The organism is Alkalihalophilus pseudofirmus (genome assembly GCF_029094545.1).
GTDB classification, from domain to species: Bacteria; Bacillota; Bacilli; order Bacillales; family Bacillaceae_D; genus Alkalihalophilus; species Alkalihalophilus pseudofirmus.
Genome location: NZ_CP117835.1, coordinates 3970919 through 3993367, shown reverse-complemented (window position 1 = coordinate 3993367; position 22449 = coordinate 3970919). Strand labels below are relative to the sequence as shown.

At 41.4% G+C, this 22449-nt stretch carries 20 protein-coding genes and 2 riboswitches; of the genes, 10 read left to right on the top strand and 10 right to left on the bottom strand.

Features of this window, described 5'->3' with window-relative positions; genetic code table 11:
* Nucleotides 1-25 precede the first annotated feature (25 nt).
* The gene (locus PQ478_RS20745) at nt 26-1219 is read left to right on the top strand and encodes a class I SAM-dependent rRNA methyltransferase (RefSeq protein WP_289235452.1); all 1194 of its coding nucleotides are present in this window, start codon (nt 26-28) and stop codon (nt 1217-1219) included.
* 56 nt (nt 1220-1275) lie between these two features.
* On the opposite strand, the gene PQ478_RS20740 is transcribed toward PQ478_RS20745, so the two are convergent.
* Nucleotides 1276-1899 (bottom strand): cell wall hydrolase, encoded by a 624-nt coding sequence (locus PQ478_RS20740; RefSeq protein ID WP_289235451.1) that lies wholly within the window; start codon nt 1897-1899, stop codon nt 1276-1278.
* A 450-nt stretch (nt 1900-2349) separates the two neighbouring features.
* A riboswitch (guanidine-I (ykkC/yxkD leader) is annotated at nt 2350-2451 on the top strand.
* Between the two features lie 62 nt (nt 2452-2513).
* Between PQ478_RS20740 and PQ478_RS20735 the strand changes: the two genes are divergently transcribed.
* The 3 genes from PQ478_RS20735 to PQ478_RS20725 all read left to right on the top strand — a co-directional run bounded on the left by PQ478_RS20735 (nt 2514) and on the right by PQ478_RS20725 (nt 5506).
* Nucleotides 2514-2885: a DMT family transporter gene (locus tag PQ478_RS20735; protein ID WP_289235450.1), complete on the top strand. Its 372-nt coding sequence runs from the start codon at nt 2514-2516 to the stop codon at nt 2883-2885.
* A gap of 2 nt (nt 2886-2887) precedes the next feature.
* Nucleotides 2888-3202, top strand: a complete 315-nt coding sequence (locus PQ478_RS20730) for a DMT family transporter (protein WP_012960833.1) — start codon at nt 2888-2890, stop codon at nt 3200-3202.
* A gap of 135 nt (nt 3203-3337) precedes the next feature.
* A complete protein-coding gene (locus tag PQ478_RS20725; RefSeq protein ID WP_289235449.1) occupies nt 3338-5506 on the top strand; it encodes a DNA topoisomerase III in 2169 nt (722 codons plus the stop codon).
* Nucleotides 5507-5557: 51 nt separating this feature from the next.
* On the opposite strand, the gene PQ478_RS20720 is transcribed toward PQ478_RS20725, so the two are convergent.
* Nucleotides 5558-7555: a methyl-accepting chemotaxis protein gene (locus tag PQ478_RS20720; protein ID WP_289235448.1), complete on the bottom strand. Its 1998-nt coding sequence runs from the start codon at nt 7553-7555 to the stop codon at nt 5558-5560.
* A gap of 85 nt (nt 7556-7640) precedes the next feature.
* On the opposite strand from PQ478_RS20720, the gene PQ478_RS20715 reads away from it, so the two are divergent.
* Nucleotides 7641-8021, top strand: a complete 381-nt coding sequence (locus tag PQ478_RS20715) for a VOC family protein (protein WP_289235447.1) — start codon at nt 7641-7643, stop codon at nt 8019-8021.
* 20 nt (nt 8022-8041) lie between these two features.
* Here PQ478_RS20715 and PQ478_RS20710 read toward each other — a convergent pair whose 3' ends face one another.
* From PQ478_RS20710 to thiC, 4 genes are all read right to left on the bottom strand, one after another.
* Nucleotides 8042-8242, bottom strand: coding sequence for a YwbE family protein (locus tag PQ478_RS20710; protein ID WP_012960828.1), 201 nt, complete (start codon nt 8240-8242; stop codon nt 8042-8044).
* Between the two features lie 406 nt (nt 8243-8648).
* The gene (locus PQ478_RS20705; protein ID WP_289235446.1) at nt 8649-10184 is read right to left on the bottom strand and encodes an FAD-dependent oxidoreductase; all 1536 of its coding nucleotides are present in this window, start codon (nt 10182-10184) and stop codon (nt 8649-8651) included.
* A 176-nt stretch (nt 10185-10360) separates the two neighbouring features.
* A complete protein-coding gene (locus PQ478_RS20700; RefSeq protein ID WP_012960826.1) occupies nt 10361-10537 on the bottom strand; it encodes a hypothetical protein in 177 nt (58 codons plus the stop codon).
* Nucleotides 10538-10550: 13 nt separating this feature from the next.
* Nucleotides 10551-12329: a phosphomethylpyrimidine synthase ThiC gene (gene thiC, locus PQ478_RS20695; RefSeq protein ID WP_289235445.1), complete on the bottom strand. Its 1779-nt coding sequence runs from the start codon at nt 12327-12329 to the stop codon at nt 10551-10553.
* 141 nt (nt 12330-12470) lie between these two features.
* Nucleotides 12471-12585: riboswitch (TPP riboswitch) on the bottom strand.
* Nucleotides 12586-12713: 128 nt separating this feature from the next.
* On the opposite strand from thiC, the gene PQ478_RS20690 reads away from it, so the two are divergent.
* Nucleotides 12714-13379 (top strand): oxidoreductase, encoded by a 666-nt coding sequence (locus PQ478_RS20690; protein WP_289235444.1) that lies wholly within the window; start codon nt 12714-12716, stop codon nt 13377-13379.
* A 64-nt stretch (nt 13380-13443) separates the two neighbouring features.
* Nucleotides 13444-13935 carry a flavin reductase family protein gene (locus PQ478_RS20685; protein WP_289235443.1) on the top strand — a complete coding sequence of 164 codons (492 nt, stop codon included), beginning with the start codon at nt 13444-13446 and terminating at the stop codon, nt 13933-13935.
* 156 nt (nt 13936-14091) lie between these two features.
* Here PQ478_RS20685 and PQ478_RS20680 read toward each other — a convergent pair whose 3' ends face one another.
* Entirely contained in the window at nt 14092-15450 is a 1359-nt protein-coding gene (locus PQ478_RS20680) for a cytochrome P450 (protein WP_289235442.1), read from the bottom strand.
* A gap of 223 nt (nt 15451-15673) precedes the next feature.
* On the opposite strand from PQ478_RS20680, the gene PQ478_RS20675 reads away from it, so the two are divergent.
* Both PQ478_RS20675 and PQ478_RS20670 read left to right on the top strand, forming a co-directional pair.
* Nucleotides 15674-16171, top strand: coding sequence for a methyl-accepting chemotaxis protein (locus tag PQ478_RS20675; RefSeq protein WP_012960821.1), 498 nt, complete (start codon nt 15674-15676; stop codon nt 16169-16171).
* Nucleotides 16172-17158 (top strand): alpha/beta fold hydrolase, encoded by a 987-nt coding sequence (locus PQ478_RS20670; RefSeq protein ID WP_289235441.1) that lies wholly within the window; start codon nt 16172-16174, stop codon nt 17156-17158.
* 598 nt (nt 17159-17756) lie between these two features.
* Here the strand turns inward: PQ478_RS20670 and cypC are convergent.
* Nucleotides 17757-19025, bottom strand: coding sequence for a CYP152 family fatty-acid peroxygenase CypC (gene cypC, locus PQ478_RS20665; protein ID WP_289235440.1), 1269 nt, complete (start codon nt 19023-19025; stop codon nt 17757-17759).
* Nucleotides 19026-19154: 129 nt separating this feature from the next.
* Between cypC and PQ478_RS20660 the strand changes: the two genes are divergently transcribed.
* Nucleotides 19155-19574 (top strand): potassium channel family protein, encoded by a 420-nt coding sequence (locus PQ478_RS20660; RefSeq protein WP_075681733.1) that lies wholly within the window; start codon nt 19155-19157, stop codon nt 19572-19574.
* A 46-nt stretch (nt 19575-19620) separates the two neighbouring features.
* Here the strand turns inward: PQ478_RS20660 and PQ478_RS20655 are convergent, their stop codons facing one another.
* Together PQ478_RS20655 and PQ478_RS20650 are read right to left on the bottom strand one after the other, a co-directional pair.
* Complete coding sequence (locus PQ478_RS20655) at nt 19621-20412, bottom strand: endonuclease/exonuclease/phosphatase family protein (RefSeq protein ID WP_289235439.1); 792 nt, start codon at nt 20410-20412, stop codon at nt 19621-19623.
* A gap of 6 nt (nt 20413-20418) precedes the next feature.
* Nucleotides 20419-22062, bottom strand: coding sequence for a PTS transporter subunit IIBC (locus tag PQ478_RS20650; protein WP_289235438.1), 1644 nt, complete (start codon nt 22060-22062; stop codon nt 20419-20421).
* Nucleotides 22063-22449: the final 387 nt, after the last annotated feature.

The window sequence follows — 22449 nt, the reverse complement described above, 5'->3', positions numbered from 1 at the left end:
AGCCAATGTTGGGTGGAAGAAATAGATGAACGAGTTAAAAGTAACGATAAACGATTCACATATAAAAAAAATAAAATCAGGCTCTCCTTTGCTTGAGAAAGAGGCGATCCAAAATATTAAGCCGTTAAAGGAAGAAGGAATGCTTCTCTCACTTGTTGATACGCGTGGAAATTTTATTGGCAGAGGCTATTATGGACGCCAGAATAAAGGGTATGGATGGATTTTAACGAGAAGTGAGCATGAAGCAATTGACTCTATGTTCTTTTTAGGGAGAATTCATCAGGCCATTAACCATAGAAACTCTTATTTTGAATCAAATGATACAACCGCATTTCGTGTATTTAATGGTGAAGGTGACGGGGTGGGCGGTCTCACAATTGATTATTATCACGGTTATTATGTGATGACATGGTACAGTGAAGGGGTCTATCGTTTCCGTGATTGGGTTATTGAAGCACTGCAGTCTGCTCCCAATTTTAAAGGGCTGTATGAAAAGAAGCGGTTCAATAAAAAAGGGATGTATGTAGAAGATGATGATTTTGTTACTGGAGACAGGGGAGAGTTTCCGCTGCTTGTTTTAGAAAATGGAATTCAGTTTGCAGTGTATTTAAATGATGGCCCGATGGTAGGGGTGTTTCTTGATCAAAAAGAGGTACGGAAAAAGATCCGTGATTCTTATGCAGAGGGTAAAACGGTACTGAATACATTCTCTTACACAGGAGCTTTTTCAGTAGCTGCAGCATTAGGCGGAGCGACCAAAACAACGAGCGTTGATTTAGCTAATAGAAGTCTCCCTAAGACGATTGAGCAGTTTAGTGTAAATGGAATGGATTACGAGGCCCACGACATTGTTGTTATGGATGTGTTTAAATACTTTAATTATGCTAAACGTAAGGACTTGAGCTTTGATATAGTTATTTTAGATCCACCAAGCTTTGCTAGGTCAAAAAAACATACGTTCAGTGCACAGAAGGACTATACAAGTCTGTTGCAAGAAGCGATTCAGATTACGGAAGATAACGGGGTCATTGTTGCTTCTACAAATTGCAGTACATTTGGAATGAAGAAGTTTAAAGGCTTTATAGATCAAGCGTTTAAGAAGGAAGGGTACCGCTACAAAATTGAAGAGAGCTATTCTCTGCCGCCTGATTTTAAAACGACGAAAGCTTTTCCTGAAGGAAACTATTTAAAAGTGGTTTTTGTAAGGAAGCTGATATAAAAAAGTGGATACAGTGAAACAGCCAGGCCCTGATAATAAGAGCCTGGCTTGTTTTTTTAATTAGCAAATACGTGGCTGCCAATACGATGTTCTACTGTTCTTGTTTGGATCCATTCAGATGTCGCGATGTCTGGGTTAAAATAATATAATGCCCCCTGGCTTGGATCAGTACCTTTGTATGCTTCTCTTACGGCTTGGTATGCTGTCGCATCAGGTGTTAACTCATATTGTCCATCATGAACCGCAGTAAATGCATTACGCTGGTAGATGACACCGGCAAGAGTTTGAGGAAATTCATCAGACTCTACTCTATTTAATACAACACCAGCTACGGCTACTTGTCCTTCAAAAGATTCTCCACGTGCTTCACCGTAGACAATTTTCGCTAACTTATGTACTTCTTCTAATAAACTATGTGTAGCAACTCCTGCAAGTCCGTCTACAACTAACCCAAAATCACTTTGGAAGTTTCGGACAGCCTGGTCGGTTTGAGGGCCGTAGTAACCTGTTGCATCCGTATCTAAGTAATCTAGTTGAATTAATTGCTTTTGTAACTCTTCTACCTCTGCACCCGTATCTCCTTGTTTCAGCAAGCTGTGAGCGTGTCCTTCTGTTGGTGAAATGAAAAATAGAATAGCTAATGCTACAAATGTTTTACTTAACAAAAATAGTTGTTTCATGTCATCACTCCTCATAAGATTCCTGTATGTATTGACCAAAACTGTTTACCACGAATGAAGATTTTTTAAACATCACTCTTTAAAATGTCTCAGTCTATACAGGATGATTATTGATTAATTTTATTGTTTCATAGCTTTTCTGCTGTAAACAAGAGACCATCATCCGGGACACAAAGGATGTAAACAGGGACATTTTTATTTGTTTTGCTCAAAAAAGTAAGATGACCTGCATAGAAGGACACATTTTTTCTTGTTTTTATATTTATTGGTAAAAAAATAGAATGAAGTAGTTGTATATTTCAATATATTTACAAATGAAACGACTGAATGACAGCAATTACCTCCTTTTTAAAGCGTTTGGCATATCATTAACTAGGTAGAAATAAATGAAGTTAACATTTTCTAGTTGACATTAAAAAGAGAAGTTGAAATAATGTAGGCAATTGAATATATGTTGTTTTCTAGGGTTCCGCAGCGATTCAACTGGACTGGTCCGAGAGAAAACCCACAATGAAACCAATTGTGACACGGAGGGATAAAAGCCCGGGAGATATTCTTTTTAGAAAAGAGTATGTCCCGGGCTTTCTTGTTGTGATAAAGGAGAGGAAGAGAGAGTGGGCAGGAGAACAAATGAGAAATTAAATGTAGAGTGGGGAAAGGTCGTCATTGCAGCATTTTTTGAGGTTGGCTGGGTGATTGGATTAAAACATGCTTCCTTGTGGTGGGAGTGGATGGTCACAGTCATAGCAATTGCGGTCAGCTTTTACTTGTTAATTCAAGCAGGGAAAAGACTGCCGGTTGGAACTGCCTATGCTGTATTTGTAGGGTTGGGTACTGCAGGTACCGTTTCTGCAGAATTTTTATTATTTGGAGAGCCGTTAGAAATAATAAAGGTTCTTCTGATAGGGTTGCTTTTAGCTGGGATTATAGGATTAAAGCTTGTAACGAGTGAAGATCAAAGCCAGCATGAGAAAGGGGTGGAGTAAGAGTGGAATGGGTGTATTTAATTTTAGCAGGACTATTTGAAATGGCTGGTGTAGCAATGATTAATAAGTGGCATCATGACCATAAAATGACCAGCTTACTCATGCTAGGAAGCTCTTTTGTGATCAGCTTTCTATTCCTGGCAGCTTCGATGGAAGGATTGCCGATGGGGACGGCCTATGCTGTATGGACAGGAATCGGTGCAGCAGGAGGAGCGCTTCTAGGAATGATCTTTTATAAAGAATCAACCGATTGGAAAAGGCTTGTCTTCCTTGCAATGATTCTGAGCGCAGCGATTGGGCTTAAATTGGTAACATAGAACGTTTCACGTGGAACAATAAAGGATGTTTCACGTGAAACGCCAATGCGATATCTTTTTAACAGCGGGGGTGCTATCATAATTGGAGGATGATTTGTCGATATGTTTTGGAGAATTAATAGAAAGGGTGTTTGAATGAAAAAGTCTGTGGTACTAGCAGAAAAACCTTCCGTAGCTAGAGATTTAGCGCGTGTGTTGAAGTGTGAAAAAAAAGGAAATGGATACTTTGAAGGCTCAAAGTATATTGTGACCTGGGCTCTTGGCCATCTTGTCACACTAGCAGATCCTGAAAGCTACGGTGATACATATAAATCATGGAAACTAGAAGATTTACCGATGCTGCCGTCGAAACTTAATTTAGTGGTTATAAAAAAAACGAGTAAACAATTCCACGCCGTGAAAGCTCAGCTTAATAGAGGAGATGTGGATCAAGTCATTATTGCTACCGATGCGGGGAGAGAAGGGGAGCTTGTTGCACGGTGGATTTTAGCGAAGGCACATTGTCATAAGCCGGTCAAGCGTTTATGGATATCATCGGTTACTGATAAAGCGATTCAAGAAGGGTTCTCTCAGCTGAAAGATGGAAAGAGATATGAACCCTTATATGATGCTGCAGTCGCTAGGTCTGAAGCAGATTGGTATGTAGGACTGAACGGGACTCGTGCATTGACAACGAAATATAATGCTCAGTTATCTTGCGGGCGTGTACAAACACCGACACTTGCCATGATTGCAAAAAGGGAAGCAGATATCCAAGCATTTAAGCCGAAGTCATTTGACCAGTTATTTATCTCGGTAAAAGACAGTCTTCGCTTTCAGTGGTATCAAAAAGAGAGCGGAGAACGCAGAATCTTCGACGATCAACATGCGAAGAACTTAAAAGAAAAGCTTGAAGGAGAAAAACTCACCGTTAAAGCAGTTAAGAAACAGAAGAAGAAAACGTTGGCGCCTAAATTGTATGATTTAACAGAACTGCAGCGTGAGGCGAACCAGAAGTTTGGCTTCTCGGCAAAAGAAACGCTCTCCACGTTGCAAAAGTTATATGAACACCATAAGGCAGTAACGTATCCAAGAACAGATTCACGTTACTTATCGTCAGATCTGGTTGAAACACTAGACGACCGCTTAAAAGCATGTGATGTACAGCCTTACAGGAAATTCGTTTCAGACATCAGGAAGCGTCCATTGAAAGCGGACTCTCATTTTGTTGATGACCGTAAAGTGACGGACCATCATGCGATTATTCCTACAGAGCAGGCCCCGGCACCATCTGCTTTATCAGATAGGGAATACAAGCTCTACCAGCTGATTGTTAGACGCTTTTTAGCTGTATTGTACCCGGCATATGAGTATGAGCAGACCAAAATAGAGGCTGAAGCTTGTGGGGAGCAGTTCGAAGCGAAGGGGGACCAAGTTCTCGCGTTAGGATGGAAAGTCGTATACGATACAAAGGAAGAAAGCGAAGGGCTCCCTGTAGTAAAGGAAGCTGAAGAATTCACGATTAAGAATTGCACCCTCACAAAAGGTGAGACAAAGCCGCCAGCTCGATTTAATGAAGGAACATTGCTTTCTGCGATGGAGCGTCCTCAAGCTTTTATGGAAAATAAAACGGAAGAGATTGTGGAAACCCTTGGAAAAACAGGCGGGATTGGAACCGTTGCTACGAGAGCAGATATTATCGAAAAGCTTTTCCAATCCTTTTTAATTGAAAAGCGAGGGAAAGATCTTTTTATCACGTCTAAGGGCAAGCAGCTGCTTGATCTTGTTCCAGAAGATTTACGTACTCCTGCACTTACGGCTGAGTGGGAACAAAAGCTTGAAGCGATTGCGAATGGCAAGCTGACAAAGCAGGCTTTTATCTCTGACATGAAGCAATATGCCAAATCAATTGTAGGGTCGATTAAGGCTAGTGATAAAACCTTCCGTCACGATAATATAACAGGAAGCAAATGCCCTGAATGCGGCAAGCTGATGCTTGAAGTGAATGGGAAAAGAGGGAAGATGAGAGTGTGTCAGGATCGTGAGTGCGGCTATAAAAAGAATATCGCGAAGGTCACCAATGCTCGCTGCCCTAAATGTAAAAAGAAACTTGAGCTTAGAGGAGAAGGAGAAGGTCAAACATTTGCTTGTGTGTGCGGTCATCGTGAGAAGCTGTCGGTCTTTAATGAACGCAAAAAGAAAAATAAGCATAAGCAAGTCTCAAAGCGTGAGGTTTCAAACTATATGAAAAAGCAAAACAAAGATGAAGATTTTGGAAATACTGCTCTTGCGGATGCATTAGCAAAGCTTAAATTAGATAAATAAAAAGACTAAGACCCTAGCCTGTGTTCACTCAAGTCAGGGTCTTTTCTGTCTTTATACTTTAAAACGATTCATTCGCTCAGTAAGAAGTTCACTTGCATCTGTCAGCACCTCAGCAGAGTCAGAAACGGTAGCTAGGGCACGCATTTGTTCTTCTGTAGAAGCTGTAACTTCTTCAGCTGCCGCTGCTGATTGCTGAGAAATAGCAGCAATGTTTTCAATGGATGCGACAACAGAATCTTTACGTTCATTCATATGTCTTACTTCTTCTTTAATAAGGTCAATCGCTTGGATAATATCGCCTACAACGTATTCAATTTCATTAAAAGATTGTTCTGTTGCGGCCACTGCTGTATTTTGTTCAGCTGTGATAGTCTTTGTAGAATGTACTTCACTAACGACTTTAGACGTTTCCGCTTCAATCCCTTCAATTGTATGGCGTACTTTTTCAGTGGCTTGAGAAGTCTGCTCAGCGAGCTTTCGCACCTCATCAGCGACGACAGCAAATCCTCGACCACTGTCACCAGCACGAGCAGCTTCAATACTTGCATTTAAAGCGAGTAAGTTCGTTTGATTCGAGATATCGTTAATTGTATTAATTACTTGCTCTACTTCTTTGATGCGGTTAGCAAGGGTTTCCACGACACTCTCTACATTTCCAATCACAGTATTAAATGCTTTTGTTTTCTCTTGCAGAAGAGCTACTTGCGTAGAGCCTTTTTGGTTTTCTTCTGTAGCTTTTTTAGATAAGACGACCAATTCATCCGAGTGGTAATCGACTTTTTCAATTTGATTGGACAGCTCGATCGTTAAATCTTTTGCCCCATCTACATCTTCCGCCTGCTGGGTAGAGCCGGATGCCACTTCGCTAATGGCGTTTGCCACTTCCTCACTTGAAGCGATTGTCTCCTCAGAAACTGCACTTAGGCTTTCTGCCGAATCATTTACTTGTTCAACTGAAGCTTGAATGGATTCAACCAACTCACGCATAGATCCTACCATAACATTAAAATCATTGGTCAATTGTCCGATTTCATCTTTAGATGTGCTGTTCATCGTCGTTGTAAGGTCACCGTTTGCTACACGACTTACTTCTTTCTTTAACGCAACGATTGGCTTAGTGATTCTTCTTGAGAAAATATAAGCAATACCGCCTGATAATAAAATAGCAGCAAGGGCGATTACAATGATCGTTGTGCGGATATCTCGAGCGCCAGCCATCATATTTTCATGTGAGAATACAGCGCCTGCCCTCCAGCCTGTTTCTGAAACTGTATTGTAATAAAGAAGACGGTTTTCTCCTTCTGATTGATAATCCATAAAGCCGTTATCATTAGATGATTGAATTAATTGGGACACAACCGGATGATCTGCTTGATTCCCGCTTAGTGTAGGGTGGACAAGAGCAATGCCAGATTGGTCAAATAAGAAAAAGTAGCCGTCGTACCCAGGGCTGCTAGCATTAATAATCGATGTTAAGTTTTCTAAATATAAATCAAATGATACGACTCCGAGCACGGTCGTACCAGATGTTACAGCTTTGGCTGCAGTGACTACATATTCACCCGTACTAGCGTCTTCATAGGGCTCTGTCCAAATGACGGCTGCTGGATTTTCTTCTGCTGCTGTATACCAAGGACGCGTACGTGGGTCATAATCTGAACCTACATCAATAAACGGTTCCGTAAAAAATTCACCTTCGTTTGAACCGATATATGTAACAGCGATGTGTTCATTTAGGGAATTGAACGTTTGAAAGTCTTCGTTAACAATCGTCCACGCAGCTTCTTGTTCTTCTTCGGCTGCTTCGAGCATGTCTATAATGCGTCCATCTTGACTGTAACGGTCAAGAGATGATGCGAAATTCTCTAAATACAATGAGATGAGATCTGTTTTTTCTTGTACAAGGGACTCCCCTTCAACTCGAACATTGTCCTCAACCTGTTGTTTTACTTGAAAATACGTTAAAGTGGAAACAACACCTAACGTAATTAAGAGCAGCGTACAGATGAGGGTGATTACTTTTGCTTGAATCGATTTCACTTGCTCCATCCTCCTTATAAATGCATACCTCTATATACATATCGGTTTAATAGTAGGAATTTTTAATAAAAAACGACAAAGGGGCTAGGTCAAAGTGCTTAAAATAGTTGATCTTCATCATGTAAGTCTTGTTGTGAAGGATTTAAATCAATCGATACAGTTTTATAAAGAAATTTTAAAACTTGAAGAATCAGAGCGTCCTGGCTTTGATTTCAGAGGGGCTTGGTTTCAAATTGGAGGAGGCCAGCTGCATTTAATCGAAGACCGTAACAAAATAGAAGAGAAGAAGATAATAGATTCAAGGGGGCATCACTTTGCTATTAGAGTAGAAGATTATGACCAGGCTTTATGCTGGCTTAAGAAGAAGGGGATAGAGGTCATCGAAAAGCCGCTGAGCAAAAGCGGATTCGCTCAGATTTTTTGTCTCGATCCTGATGGGCATATAATTGAGCTTCATGTAGAAAGAAAAGCATAAGAAAAGGAGGCCTCCTCTTCTTATGCTTCTTCTAGAATTTCTTTTACACGTCCTACTTGGCCATCTGCGAGCATCACCTTTATGCCGTGCGGGTGATGAGGTGATTTCGTTAAAATGCGTGAGATGATGCCTTCTGTTAACGTGCCAGAGCGTTGGTCTTTTTTTAAAACAATCTGAACGCGCTGGCCGATTTTAATAGAGGAGCGGTTTTGACCATTCATGGGACCACAACCTTTCTAACGTAAGTGATCCACCTATCATACCTTAATCTATTGGATGTTCCTAGTTACATTTATAAAATGGCAGTATGTTGTGATTTGCAGGTCTGAAATTGACGTTGATTTTACTGGCATGTTACTTTTTTCTGACATTGTAGATCTATTCTTTTCTAACTTTAACTAAAGATCATTTAAAACCATCCATTAAGTATAGATCAGCTCAACTGCCTTCTCGCTCCGTTGATTGAAGCGAAAGGCAATCGACTCCTGCGGGAAGTGCGTGGCCATGGGAGACCCCACAAGAGTGAAACGATGAGGAGGCTCCCGGACCGCCCGCGGAAAGCGATTGCCTGCAGCGGAAATCAATATCCACTTTAAGGAGAGGTATGTTTTGAGGGAGTCTATATACTTATTTATCTTTTAATGACTTAAGCGGCTTTGTTGCTGGACCTTCTATGACCTCGCCTTTGTAAGAGAAACGTGATCCGTGACATGGGCAGTCCCACGTTCGGTCACCATTATTCCAATTAAGCTCACAGCCCATATGCGTACAGGTTGTGTCGACCACGTGGAGACACCCTTCTTTATCCTTATACGCGCCTGCTCTTTTTCCGTCTACTTTTACAACTGCCCCTTCATCAACCGAGATTTCATCTATTGATTTATCTGCATCATCAAACTTGCCTTTTATAAGATGCTTTGCGACATCCAGGTTTTCAGACATGAAGTGGCGGATACTCGGGTCAGCGACAAAGCGTGAGGGCTTAAAGAGCTCTTCGTATGGACTTGGACGATGTGTAATGAGATCACAAATCACATGAGCGGCAACCGTGCCGTTTGTCATCCCCCATTTTCTAAAGCCTGTGGCAACAAAAATATTTGGATGCATGCGTGAAAGTTTTCCGATATAAGGGACCTTATCAAGCGTCACAAGGTCTTGGGCAGACCAGCGGAAGCGGACCTTGGAATTAGTGAACATCTTTTGGCTGTATTCTTCTAGTGCCGCGTAATGATACATAGTATCCATGCCTTGCCCGGTTTTATGTTGTTCACCACCAACAATGACGAGCCTTTTGCCATCCATATCCGTGTAGCGTAGAGATCGTTTCGGCTCATCACAGCTTAAGTACATTCCTCCTGGAAATTCCTCATCACACTCGACAGCAACAACATAGGAGCGGTCTGCATGCAGTCTAGAAAAGTAAAAACCAGCGCCGTCATAGAACGGGAAATGGGAAGCAGCTACTACATATTGAGCTGAAATCCGTTTTCCATCACGTGTGACCACAATAGGAGCTTCGCCTTCTTTTACATCATCTGCAACCGTATGCTCATATATTTTACCGCCCATTTCAGTAAATCCTTTAATAAGATGAGCTAAATATTTCACTGGATGAAATTGTGCTTGGTTACGCATTTTGATTCCTGCTTTAATAGGAATATCGAGCGGCATGGAGGTAATCCATTCAGAATCAATGCCAATTTCCTGATAAGCTTTAAATTCATGTTCCAGCTTGCTGACACCTCGGTTATTAGTGGTGTAGAGGTAGGCATCCTCATCTGTAAAATCACAAGCCATTTTCTCTTCTTTCACTAACTTACGGATAAATTGAAGAGCAGCATCATTTGCCTCGTAATACAACTTTGCTTTTTCAATGCCGAGATTATGGATTAATTCATCATAAATCAGGTCATGCTGGGCTGTTATTTTAGCGGTTGTATGGCCTGTCGTTCCGTTGACTAATACATCTGCCTCAATTAAGGTCACATCTAATCCTTCTTTGGCGAGCAGGTAGGCCGTTGTAATTCCAGAAATCCCACCACCTACAATACAGACATCAGTCTTAATGTCTTCTTTAAGGGGAGGAAAGCTTGCTAACTGGCTTGTTATTCTCCAATATGGCTCTGGTCTCTCAGGCAGCTGATTGGGTGTTTGCTCATTCATTAAATTGAACCTCCTCAGTTCGTAATCTACTTCCATATTTTGTCCTAGTTGGTATGTTCTTATGTATCACAAATTAAGCTTCTTTAAACGTGAGGAATAAGTTGAGCGCTGCCCGGTGGTGTTTTCCAAACAAAAAAAGCTGCCCCGATTAAGTGGGACAGCCCGGGAGGCAGCAATTAATAATAAAGAACACGAGTGATTCCGCATTTAGTACAGCTAAGCGAATAGGAGTCTCCGGAAAAGGTATGTTCGCATGTTGTTTGCAACGTTATAATCTCTTTTTCAATTTCTTTTATTCTAGCGTTGAGCGCAGCTCGTTCTTGTTCAAGCTTTGCAAGCCGGACAAGCTTCATATCTAACACCACCTTATTTATATAGCGTGCTGCCGTGCTCCTTAAATTGCTGTGCCTTCTCCTGCATTCCTTGCTCAATTGCTTGATTGGTTTCAAGGTTATTTTCTTTGGCATAATCGCGAATATCCTGAGAAATTCTCATACTGCAGAATTTAGGACCGCACATCGAACAAAAATGCGCCGTCTTCGCTCCTTTTGCAGGGAGAGTCTCATCGTGATATTCGAGTGCTCGTTCTGGGTCGAGGGATAAATTAAATTGATCTTCCCAGCGGAATTCAAAACGAGCTTTTGACAAGGCATCATCTCTTTTTTTAGCACCAGGATGTCCTTTTGCTAAATCGGCTGCATGAGCAGCAATCTTATACGTAATGACACCTGTGCGGACATCTTCTTTATTAGGCAGACCAAGATGTTCTTTAGGCGTGACATAACAAAGCATGGCCGTGCCATACCAGCCAATCATTGCCGCTCCAATGGCCGATGTGATGTGGTCATAGCCTGGTGCGATATCTGTTGTAAGCGGGCCAAGGGTATAAAAGGGTGCTTCATTGCATGTCTCAAGCTGTTTATCCATATTTTCTTTAATTAAGTGCATCGGTACATGGCCGGGCCCCTCAACCATCACTTGCACATCATGATTAAAGGCTGTCTTAGTCAGTTCACCTAGTGTTTCAAGCTCAGCAAACTGTGCGTCATCATTGGCATCAGCAATTGATCCAGGTCTCAGCCCGTCACCTAGTGAAAAGGCGATATCATAGGTTTTCATAATGTCGCAGATTTCTTCAAAATGAGTGTAGAGAAAGTTCTCTTGATGATGGTATAAGCACCACTGAGCCATAATGGATCCACCTCGTGAAACGATGCCGGTCATGCGTTTAGCTGTCAGAGGAACATAGCGCAGCAGGACTCCTGCATGAATCGTAAAGTAATCCACACCTTGTTCTGCCTGCTCAATTAATGTATCCCGGTAAATCTCCCATGTTAAATTTTCAGCGATCCCATTCACCTTTTCTAGAGCTTGATAAATAGGAACAGTCCCTACAGGAACAGCCGCATTTCGAATAATCCATTCTCTCGTTTTATGAATATCAGAGCCTGTTGAGAGGTCCATGATTGTATCGGCACCCCATCTGGTCGCCCAAGTCATCTTTTCTACTTCTTTTTCAATAGAGGAAGTAACGGCAGAGTTGCCGATATTTGCATTTATTTTCACGTGGAAATTTCTGCCGATGATCATCGGCTCTGATTCTGGATGATTAATATTGTTTGGAATAATGGCACGACCAAGAGCAATTTCCTCCCGTACAAACTCTGGTGAGACCTGCTCTCTGATCGCGACAAACTCCATCTCCGGCGTAATCATACCTTTTTTCGCATAATGAAGCTGTGTGACATTATTTCCTGCTTTCGCTCTAACGGCTGTCAGGCTTTGGCGAGGAAATTCTTGATAGGACGCTCTAGGATCATTCTCACTTTTATACCCATTATCCATTGCACACACTTTTCGCCCGGAATAGGTTTCTACATCACCGCGTTCAAAAATCCAATTGCTCCGAAGCGGGGGGAGCCCCTTATCTAGCTCCACCGTGTGCTGTGGGTCAGTATAAGGTCCGCTTGTATCGTAAACACGAAGCGGGGGATTTTGTTCCTCACCGAATGAACCGGTTGTGTTGGATAAGGAAATCTCTCTCATAGGGACTTTAAGGTCTTCTCTTGAACCTCTCACATACACTTTTTTACTTTCTGGAAATTGGGACATGATTGATAAGTTTTTTTGCATCGTATCAGACATCTTTTTCTCTCCTCTGCTTGTGATATGGAGGACGAGATCGGTACATAAAAAGGATAGGGGAGTACATAAAAAGCCGAGTCCAAATGATAGATTTGGGCCCGGCTTATACTATGTAGAAGTAGTCAAATAGACATGTAAATACTTAGGAGTCTCTAACTTCCCTACGCTGGTATGAGCCAGATCAGGTCCGAAGGGTTAAAAAACTTCAACGCGTTTTTCTCTCAGCCCAGCTCGTTGGACACCCCTAGTTAATGCTATTAAGTTCTTTAAAACAAAATCTCTTACAAACCAAATCCTAACATGAGAAAGTTTGGAAGATCAAGTCAAATTTTCGCTCTTTTCAAACAGAATCATTATAATGGTGTTCAAAGGAGTGACTTCAAAATGAACCGTCGTGCATTAATACTTGGGGCAACAGGGCTTGTAGGAAAGCAAGTTGTCAACCAATTATCTCAGTCGAAGGAATACAAAGAAGTACATTTACTAGTCCGCAGATCTGTGGATAAATCAAACCCTAAACAAATCGTTCATACGGTAAACTTTGATACTTTAGAAGACGACGATATTCCAGCAGTAGACGATGTATTCATTTGTATCGGAACCACGATTAAAAAAGCTAAAACAAAAGAAGCGTTTAAAAAAGTTGATTATGAATATCCGATTAAAGTTGCCAGGATAGCGAGGGAGAAAGGGGCTTCGCGTTTACTTGTTATCTCTGCGATAGGAGCAGACTCAGAGTCACAGGTTTTTTACAGCAGAGTAAAAGGCGAAATGGAAGAGGCAGTGAAGAAAGTAGGTTATCCACATGTGGATATCTTCAGACCTTCTCTTTTGTTAGGCAATCGTGAAGAATTTCGCTTTGGGGAAAAGATGGGTGAGCATGCAGTGAAAGTGATGAAGCCTCTCTTGTTGGGCCCGCTTAGAAAGTATAGAGGAATTGAAGACGTGGTGGTTGCACGGGCAATGGTTAAACAGGCGTCAGAAAATAGAAGTACAGGTACAGTGATTCTTCAATCAAATGAGATTGAAAAGGCTGGGAGAGAGGAGTGAAGTAAATGTTAGAGCGGCTAGATAAAACGGTCATGCATAGTTATCCTGGCATGGTGGCGCGCTAGTGACGGTGGCAGTTGAAGAGGAACATAATATAATGGCATGTGGATGGCATACTTATATTTCTTATGAGCCTCCTATGTACGGGGTAAGTATTGGACGAGAAAGGTATTCATACCAGTTGTTGAAGAAAGCAGGGAAATTCGCGATAAACTTTCTACCGTTTGAGAAGGCGGAAGTTATTCAAAAAGCAGGGGTGACCTCAGGAGCTGATACAGATAAACTATCAACCCAATCTTTTATTGAAGGTGAGGCAACGGGAGCTCCTATTTTAAAAGAGGCCTATGTTGCGTATGAATGTGAGACGGTTGATGTTAAGACATATGGAGACCATGATTTTTTTGTCGCCGAACTTGTGGGCTTTTACCGAGATGAGGCTCTCTTTTTGAGTAATGGGCTGCCAAATTTAAAACAACTTTCAATTCCTTTATATCTAGGGAGATCGAGGTATGTGAAGCTTGATGATAGAGTAGGGCATAAAGATTTTTTAAAATAAAAAGATACTTTAATAAAAATGAAGAGGATTCCCCCGATATGATGTTAGTGTCTGAAAACAAACATTAAAAAGGAGGATCCTCCCCGTAAATAATAATAGAGCAAATCGAATGAATCAAGTCTATGAAAAAAATTTGCCTCTTCTATTTCTGACTTTTTACTTCCTCTTCTCAACCTTCATCATGAGCCCGCCTTTAGGCCGAAGTGTGATAAGGGGCTGTGGTGTTACTTTTTGTTGGCTGCTTGTTAAGGTGAATTTATAATTCTGAGCAATCGCAGCTAAAGCTAACGTAGCCTCCATCATAGCGAAGTGGTTTCCGATGCAGACTCGCGGCCCGCCGCCAAATGGGAAATAGGCAAAAGGAGGCAAGGTTTTAAGAAAATTATGATCAAATCGTTCCGGTTTGAAAATGTTAGGTTCATAATAGAATGATGCGTTTCGATGCATAACATACTGACTGATTAAAACCATCGCCCCCTTGTTAAATAAGTAGGGTCCAATTTCTATGTCTTCTTCTACTTGCCTTCCGATCACATAGGCCGGAGGATAAAGTCTCATTGATTCAGATATTACATTTTGCGTATAAGTAAGCTTGGTGTAATGTTCTGGTAAGAGCGCTTCTCCATTTGTGACCTCTTTTATTTCTGCGTACAGTCTTTCATCAGCACTTGGATGTTCTGATAATAAATATAACGTCCATGCTAAGAGGTTAGCTGTCGTTTCATGTCCAGCAAGAAATATTGTCATTAATTCATCTCGTAGCTGCTGATCAGACATTACAGCCCCGTTTTCTTCATCCCGAGCTTTCATTAACATCCCTAATAAATCTTCTGATTGATTATCCTCTAATCTTCTTTTGCTAATGATAGAAAAAAGGACATCATCCAGCTCTTTTACCGCCTTTTTCAGTTGTCGATTTGCCTGAGTAGGGACCCATAAAGGCAGAGGAGAGAGGGAGCGCATTCTTTTGATACCAAGTTTCATGACTGCTTCCATCGGTTGTTCTATCACATCTGCCCCTTGTCCCATATCCATGCCAAACATTGTTTTTGTAATAATGCCAAGAGCTATATTCATCATGTCAGCTGCAATATTTCTCTCTTCTTCGTCCTTCCAATCTTTTATAAATGCGTTTGTTGTTTCTATCATATCTTGAGCGTACTGGTGGATATGTGTTTTTTTGAAGGCAGGCTGGATAAGTCTCCGCTGCTTCAGGTGAGACTCTTTTTCATTGGTTAATAGACCTTCTCCTACCACAGCTTTTAGCATTTGGATATCCCGAGATTTAATGAATGCTTTTTGTTTTGTCACCAAGATTTCTTTAATAAGATCTGGATCATTGACGAAATACACTTCTTGAAATGGTCCGAAACGAAAAGAGCTCACAGGCCCGAACGTCTCAGCTTGGTTGCTTAAAAAGCGAAGCGGATCAGATGTGAATGCTTGTAAGCTCCCTTTTAACCAATGTTCTTTTGGCCCTGGTATTGGTTTTCTCCTTTGAAATCTATTAGTCATTGTTCATCATCCTCATTTTTTTACTAGTAACGGAATTAGGATATGTAGAAGAGAGAGATTGGAAAGGTATAGATGCGGAAGAACAGAGATAATTGGTTCGTTTGCTTGATTTTCTTAAAGGTAGGTTAATCTATGAACGGATTACCCGCAGCGTGTGTATAGTATAAAAGGCAAATTTCACAGGAAGAAGTATAGAAATAGAGGGAGAGAAGGAGAGTAGAAAATGGGTAAAAAATCAAAATCAAAATCTAAAAGAGCACTCGTGACGTCTTTTGGCAAAAAACTAGAGAACGAGATGAATCAACAGGTTAAAGAGTGGGTAGAATCTGCAGAAAGTGTTGAGCAGATGAATGCTATGCTAGAGAGTCATGTCCATTCTTTAAAGAAAGTAAGAGGATACTCTGAGCTTATTTCTCAGCAGCTGAATATACCATCAAAGGACGATGTAGCAAGAGTTGCTAATCTTGTTATTCAAGTAGAAGAAAAGATTGATAGGCTAGAAGAAAAGGTTGATCGTTTGGGGGAGGAAACAAAAACCTTAAAGAAAAAGTCAGAGGGAGTTAGCCAAAGAGAGAAAACGAATAAGAGAAATGACAGCAGGCAAACCGTTATAAATAATGATCATGCGGCATCACCAATGCTTATGGTGAATCCTCATATCACAGATCCTCGTCTGTTTCAGTATGAGCTTGAATGCATGCTAGATGAGGAGTGGGAGTAGATGGATCAGTTTGATAGATTAAACCCTCATATAGGACAAACATCTCGAGTGGCCGTTTGGAAGAAAAATAAAGCGACGCTCTGGTATTATCCAGCGAAGAAAAAAACGTATCGTGTTCCTTTATTTCTCGTCTATTCCTTGTTGAATAAAGCCTATATTCTTGATTTGGCACCTGGAATGAGTATGGTGGAGGCTTTTACTAAGCAGGGGTACGATGTGTATTTGCTTGATTTTGGAGTGCCGGGATATGAGGATGGACATCTTACTCTAGATGATTATGTGTTGAAGTATATCAAGCAGGCTGTCAAACGAGCACTTGCTCATTCTAGGGCAGAGGAAATGAGTGTGATTGGCTATTGTTTAGGTGGTACGTTGGCGTTAATGTATACGGCCTTAAGCACGGAGCCTATTCGGAACCTCATTCTATTTGCGCCGCCGCTTGATTTTGATAAGCCGCCTTTTTTAGAAAAGTGGGCGGAAGCATTGAAGAAAGAAGAGATTAGCTTTGATGAGGTAATCGACCAATATGGTTTGATTCCTGCTAAGCTAGTAGAGATTGCTATGCGGACGATGACCAAACCATTTACCTTTACAAATACATGGTCTCCTGCATTTCAAAGCCATGCCAAACGTTCAAAGAAAGCAGAACTTGTAAGCAAGTGGGTGAAGGAGCATATTCCTTTTTCAGGGGCTGCATTAAAGCAGTTAATGAATGAATTGGGAAAGAAAAATAAATTGATTTTAAATGAGCTTTATCTGGGCGGGGAACATGTTAACCTTCGAAACGTAACGGCGGATTTGCTGGTTGTTTCTACGACTGACGACTTAATCGTACCAGAACATTTAACAAAACCATTGATGAAAATGATAGGGAGTGAAGACCGGACATATAAGCGCGTAAAAGGGGGCCATATCAGCCTTGCGCTTTCAGGAGAAATTCCGGATTTTCTCGAAAGCTGGCTAGAAGAACGGTCAGACCGGATATAAATAAGGCTGGAACAATAAAAGATTGAAATAAACATACGTTAGAGGAGAATGGCCGCTCCTGAAATATGCTTCGCTTTCCGCGGTGAGCTGATGAGCTTCCTCGGGCTTTGGCCCTGTGGGATCTCAGCCCTGCTCTAGGCACCGCAGGAGTCTACGCACATTTCATCCGCTAGGTTTCGTGGTTTTTAAAGAATTTAATGGATGATTTCGTTTTCGATCAGACCAATCGAAACTCAAATTAAATTATTTTCACTAAAAAAGGTAAGTCACTGAACACCTGTTTTCAATGAGAGGAACCACTTATTAACCTACGCGCTCGGTTGATTGGATCGGAAGGCACCGACTCCTGCGGGATGTGCGTGGCCAGGGGAGACCCCACAGGAGCATGCGACGAGGAGGCTCCCGGACCGCCCGCGGAAAGCGAGTGCCTGCAGCGGAAATCAACCACACTGTAGGGAAAACTTTTTAGGTAGCCTCTTGTAGAGCGGGGCTTACTAGCTCCCGCGGAAAATGGAGCATATTTCAGGAGTGGTCCACATAGGCCACTCCTGCTGTTCGTATTTCTATAAGTTAAAATGATATTTTCCGAGCCTTAGTATTATTGTTGTTGTCTACGTACATTTTGAATAATAAAACGGCTTTTCGGTATGCTTGGCATTCTGCTTAAATCATACGAAAGATCCTGCTTCGGCACGTCATACGTAATGTTCTGAGCCAATTGAGATAAGCTGATCTTCATTAATTCAATCGTGATCCACTCGCCTGCACAGCGATGCCCTTTATGTTCATCGCCGCCTCCTTGAGGAATAAAGGAGAAAGGACTGCCTTCCCAGCCTTTAAATCGTTCAGGACGGAATTCATTTGGGCTCTCCCATAGTTTTGGGTGGCGATTGGTCCCATATATATCAAGCAAAACGAGTGTGTTCTCTTTAAATTGATGAGAGTTCCACGTGAAATCCTTTTTCACTCTCGCACCAGTAAAGGGAGCAAACGGATAATAACGACGCACTTCTTGAGTGAAGAGGTGACTGTATGTGCCATCTTGATCTTGCATCAGCTTCTCGCGTTCTTTTGGAAACTCATGCAGCCCAACAGCCCCAAACGTAATAAAACGACCTACCGCAACCGTTGGACGGATGACATTGATTAATTCAATGGCGGCCATCTTAGCATCCATTAAGGTCCCGTCCAGTTCCTTATGCCAAGCCATTTGATAAAGAGCCGTTGATTCACGAGGACTCCGCTGCTCAGATCTTACTTCTTCAATTAAGGACGTTATCCATGCTTCCGTTCTCTTCCTTGCGCTTCTTCCGCGAGCGTGGCGTACACCAACAGCTCCAAAAGCATCAATCATGTCACCGAAATCCTTCGTACGCTTTTCTACCTCTTTTTCTTCTAACGGCACTCCAGCCCATTCACAGGCAACCTTTGTCAGCATCGCTTCCATTTCATCAAACAGGACAATTTTCTTTTGCGTTTCCCATTTCTTTATGTAAAGAAGCCATTGCGCACGCGTAATTTCATTTAATTCCTGAAGACGTTCACGAGACATTAATGACATAAATAGCTGCTTACGGTGACGGTGCGCTTCGCCGTCCATGGATTGAATGGCACCCTCTCCAAATAAAGTTTTTTGAACACGTTTTGGGGCAGCGCCTTCCCTTTTGAACTTATCATTATCATAAAAAACTTTGGCTCCATCTTCACCTCTAAGGCAAATCGCCTCTTCACCCATCAGTCTTGTTTTGAAGATATCTGATTGGAAGTCTTGAGCACGTTTGTGAATAAATAAATAGCCGTCTTTAAGGAGTGAGAGGCTGTGATCTAATCCTTTTTCACTTGGGATGCTTGCTTGTGATGTTTTCATAACCGATCCGCTCCTTCTGCTGTAGTATCCGTATCTCTTTTGAACTTTCCCAAATGTCTCCTTTAATAAACGTTGGATAAATTAGAGGTTTGTACCTGTTTCATTAGTGAAAAAGGTAGGAGAGGGGGGATGAGCGTGGTTTCAATGCTGTTAATAGCCATCACGATTTTATTTTTAATAGGAAATCTTTATTATTTCTTTACAAGTAAATCCTATAAACAGAGCTATTTTTGCCCGACTCTATTTTATAAATTATTTTTCGTCCTAGTAGGGATTACATTCGGCTTTGCCTTTCTCTATTACTTCCTTTCGTTTCATGAGCCTGTTCTTCTAATTAATGATCCTACTGGAGAAATTGCCGAACAGACCTTTTTAGATTTTCTGTATTTCAGCGGGGTAACAATGTTATCTATTGGATACGGGGATCTTGTCCCTGTTGGAAGTGCGAGGTTTTTCTCGATCATTCAGGCTAGTCTTGGCTTACTCTTACCCGCTGCTTATTTCATGAAAGGATTTAGTGCTGCAGCTCAAAGTGAGGAGACTTCATAAAAAAAGTGAGCGACCATTAGGCCTGCTCACTTTGTACGATACTATTTTATTCAGTAATAACGGCTTCTACCCCGAAGTGGTCCGAAACAATGTCACGATTGCGCCCGTTGAAGATCACTTTTGAGGAAAATACGTTTACTTTTTGGTTTGTTAGGATTAAATCGATACGTATTCCTCGTTTATTTTGATCCCATCCGGCAATTTTTCCTTCAACGGTAACTCCGGAATCTTTTTCGGCCGCTAATGTAAACGTGTCATAAAATCCATTTTGAATGAGGTAATCATACCCTTCGTTACGTATATCGGCATGATTATTGAAGTCACCCATTAAAAATACTCGCCCATCAGCTGGAATCTGCTCTAGCAGCGCATCCATTTGGCCGCGTGCGGGCTCTTCTGTATCTTCCCACCAGCCAAGGTGACAGGAGTAGAAATGAATCGGTTTGTTATCGATCTCAATGACAGCACCAACAATATTTCTTGATTTCCAATTTTTCATTTCACGGCTCTTCGTTACATAAAAGTCATTTGACTCAATAATAGGATGGCGTGTGAGGAGGGCAATGCCTTCCTCAAACACCTCATATCCGTAGTGAGACGGAGCCCAGACCATTTCATATGGAGCTGAGCCGAGCTCTTTGAGTTTCTTCTGTAAAATGTACCCGTAGTTGTCAGCTTTAATTTGACCTTCTACCACATCTTGGTCACGATGCTGACTCACTTCTTGCAGAGCTATGACATCGTATTGTTCTTCAAAGATTGTTTTTGCTAGATGATCGAGCTTCTTTTCTTGATTTTCTTCCTGCCATGCGTGAACGTTTAATGTTAATAGTTTCAAGAGTATCTACGCTCCTAATCGGTCTTGTACATCCGACTTAATTATATCTGCTTTTGGACCATAAATAACTTGAACACCACGGTTTTTCACGATCAAACCAAGGGCGCCCGTTTCTTTCCACTCCGCTTCTTTCGCTACTTTTTCTGGATCTTTTACTGTTACACGAAGACGAGTCATGCATGCATCTACATCTTCAATATTTTCTTCTCCGCCAAGTAAGGCAATGATTTTTCCAGCAAGGCCGTCTTTACTTACTTCTGCTTTTTCAGATGAGCCTTTTCCTTCTTCTTCGTTTTCTAAATAGTTACCGTTACGTCCTGGTGTTGGAAGGTTCATTTTCTTAATTAAGAAATTAAAGACGACGAAGTTTAATCCAAAGAACACAAGGCAGACAACAACAAAGTTCAGAAGGTCGCGAGCAAGGCCTGCATAGATCGACATTGGAGTTCTTGTTAATAGCTCGATAAATCCAAATGAGTGAATTCGCAAGTTAATGACATCAGCAGCTGCAAAGGCAAAACCAGTTAATACAGCATAGACCACATAAAGAAGTGGAGCTGCAAACATAAACATGAACTCAATCGGCTCTGTTACACCGGTTAAAAATACAGCTAAGCCAGCAGATAAGTACATAGGCTTATATTTGTGACGCTTTTCTTTATCAACATTTAAATACATAGCTAATGCAGCACCAATCAGGGCAGCAGATGAAAGAATCATTTGACCAATTTTAAAGCGTGCAGGTGTAACTTCTTCAAGTAATTGATTATATCCAGCCACATCGCCAGCACGAAGCATGTTTGTTAAGTCTGTTACCCACGCAAGCCAAAGCGGATCTTGCCCGGCAACCACACTGCCGATATTTTCACCAGTTTGAATTACATACGTACCGCCAAGTTCTGTATAGTTAATCGGTACCGTTAACATATGGTGAAGTCCAAATGGCAGCAATAAGCGCTCTAGTGTACCAAAAATAAATGGTGCAATGACAGGTGCGGTATTTCGTGAAGTTGCAATCCATTGTCCAAAGTCATTTAACAGCGTTTGCACAAACGGCCAGAATGATGACAGAATAAGTGCAGTAATAGTAGATCCAAATATCACGACAAAAGGTACAAATCGTTTTCCATTAAAGAATGATAAAGATTGCGGTAACTTATCAAAGTTATAGTATTTATTAAATAGTACAGCTCCTAAGAAACCAGCTATAATACCAACGAATACGCCCATATTTAGGGCAGGTGCTCCGAGTACTGATGTAAAGTAATCGCTAACAACTAATTCACGGCCAAAGAACGTAATCGTTGCTTCAGGGTCTTGCAGCATATCATTATTAACCCCAAATAATGCACCAGTAATACGGTTAATTAAAATGAAAGCAATCACTGCAGCGAAAGCTCCGCCTGCTCTCTCTTTTGCCCACGAACCACCTATTGCAACAGCAAATAGAATATGAAGGTTAGTGATAATCGCCCACCCTATGTCTTCCATTACGCGGGCAGTTGTTGCAACTGCTGCCAAATCGCCGCCGCTCATCGCAATGAGTTTCCCAAGCGAGATCATAATCCCTGCAGCAGGCATAACAGCTACAACAACCATTAATGCTTTCCCTAGCTTTTGCCAAAAATCAAATGAAATAAGCTGTCTCATGTAAATCCTCCTCAATTAACTAAAGTTATATTTAATAAATATAAATTAAATCGTTTTCAGAATCCGTTTTCAAAAAGCGAGTTGTGCGCTCTAATGCAAACGTTTGCTCAGGAGTTATTCTAGTAGAGATTTTTTTAACTTGCAAGTGTTTTTTACCGTGTTTTCTCTCAGTTCTTATTCTAGATCGTTGTCCTGCCTTGCTTAAAAGACAATATTTATTTTTGTGGAGTGCGGGGAAATAAGGATGGTTTCGTTTATTTTCGTTAGGGATTTTAAGGGGGAATCAAGAGAAAGCATTGTAACTTTTTATAATCCGTTCTATAATAAATGAGCAAAGAAAATGTGCAAACGTTTGTCTAAAGCTGTCAACATACGTTCCTAAGGCAG

Bases quoted from the DNA above. Each gene is read 5' to 3' on its own strand.
- PQ478_RS20745 (WP_289235452.1), top strand. From the start codon at position 26: ATGAACGAGTTAAAAGTAACGATAAACGATTCACATATAAAAAAAATA.
- PQ478_RS20740 (WP_289235451.1), bottom strand. From the start codon at position 1,899: ATGAAACAACTATTTTTGTTAAGTAAAACATTTGTAGCATTAGCTATT.
- PQ478_RS20725 (WP_289235449.1), top strand. From the start codon at position 3,338: ATGAAAAAGTCTGTGGTACTAGCAGAAAAACCTTCCGTAGCTAGAGAT.
- PQ478_RS20720 (WP_289235448.1), bottom strand. From the start codon at position 7,555: ATGGAGCAAGTGAAATCGATTCAAGCAAAAGTAATCACCCTCATCTGT.
- PQ478_RS20710 (WP_012960828.1), bottom strand. From the start codon at position 8,242: ATGAATGGTCAAAACCGCTCCTCTATTAAAATCGGCCAGCGCGTTCAG.
- PQ478_RS20705 (WP_289235446.1), bottom strand. From the start codon at position 10,184: ATGAATGAGCAAACACCCAATCAGCTGCCTGAGAGACCAGAGCCATAT.
- PQ478_RS20700 (WP_012960826.1), bottom strand. From the start codon at position 10,537: ATGAAGCTTGTCCGGCTTGCAAAGCTTGAACAAGAACGAGCTGCGCTC.
- thiC (WP_289235445.1), bottom strand. From the start codon at position 12,329: ATGTCTGATACGATGCAAAAAAACTTATCAATCATGTCCCAATTTCCA.
- PQ478_RS20690 (WP_289235444.1), top strand. From the start codon at position 12,714: ATGAACCGTCGTGCATTAATACTTGGGGCAACAGGGCTTGTAGGAAAG.
- PQ478_RS20680 (WP_289235442.1), bottom strand. From the start codon at position 15,450: ATGACTAATAGATTTCAAAGGAGAAAACCAATACCAGGGCCAAAAGAA.
- PQ478_RS20675 (WP_012960821.1), top strand. From the start codon at position 15,674: ATGGGTAAAAAATCAAAATCAAAATCTAAAAGAGCACTCGTGACGTCT.
- PQ478_RS20670 (WP_289235441.1), top strand. From the start codon at position 16,172: ATGGATCAGTTTGATAGATTAAACCCTCATATAGGACAAACATCTCGA.
- cypC (WP_289235440.1), bottom strand. From the start codon at position 19,025: ATGAAAACATCACAAGCAAGCATCCCAAGTGAAAAAGGATTAGATCAC.
- PQ478_RS20660 (WP_075681733.1), top strand. From the start codon at position 19,155: ATGAGCGTGGTTTCAATGCTGTTAATAGCCATCACGATTTTATTTTTA.
- PQ478_RS20650 (WP_289235438.1), bottom strand. From the start codon at position 22,062: ATGAGACAGCTTATTTCATTTGATTTTTGGCAAAAGCTAGGGAAAGCA.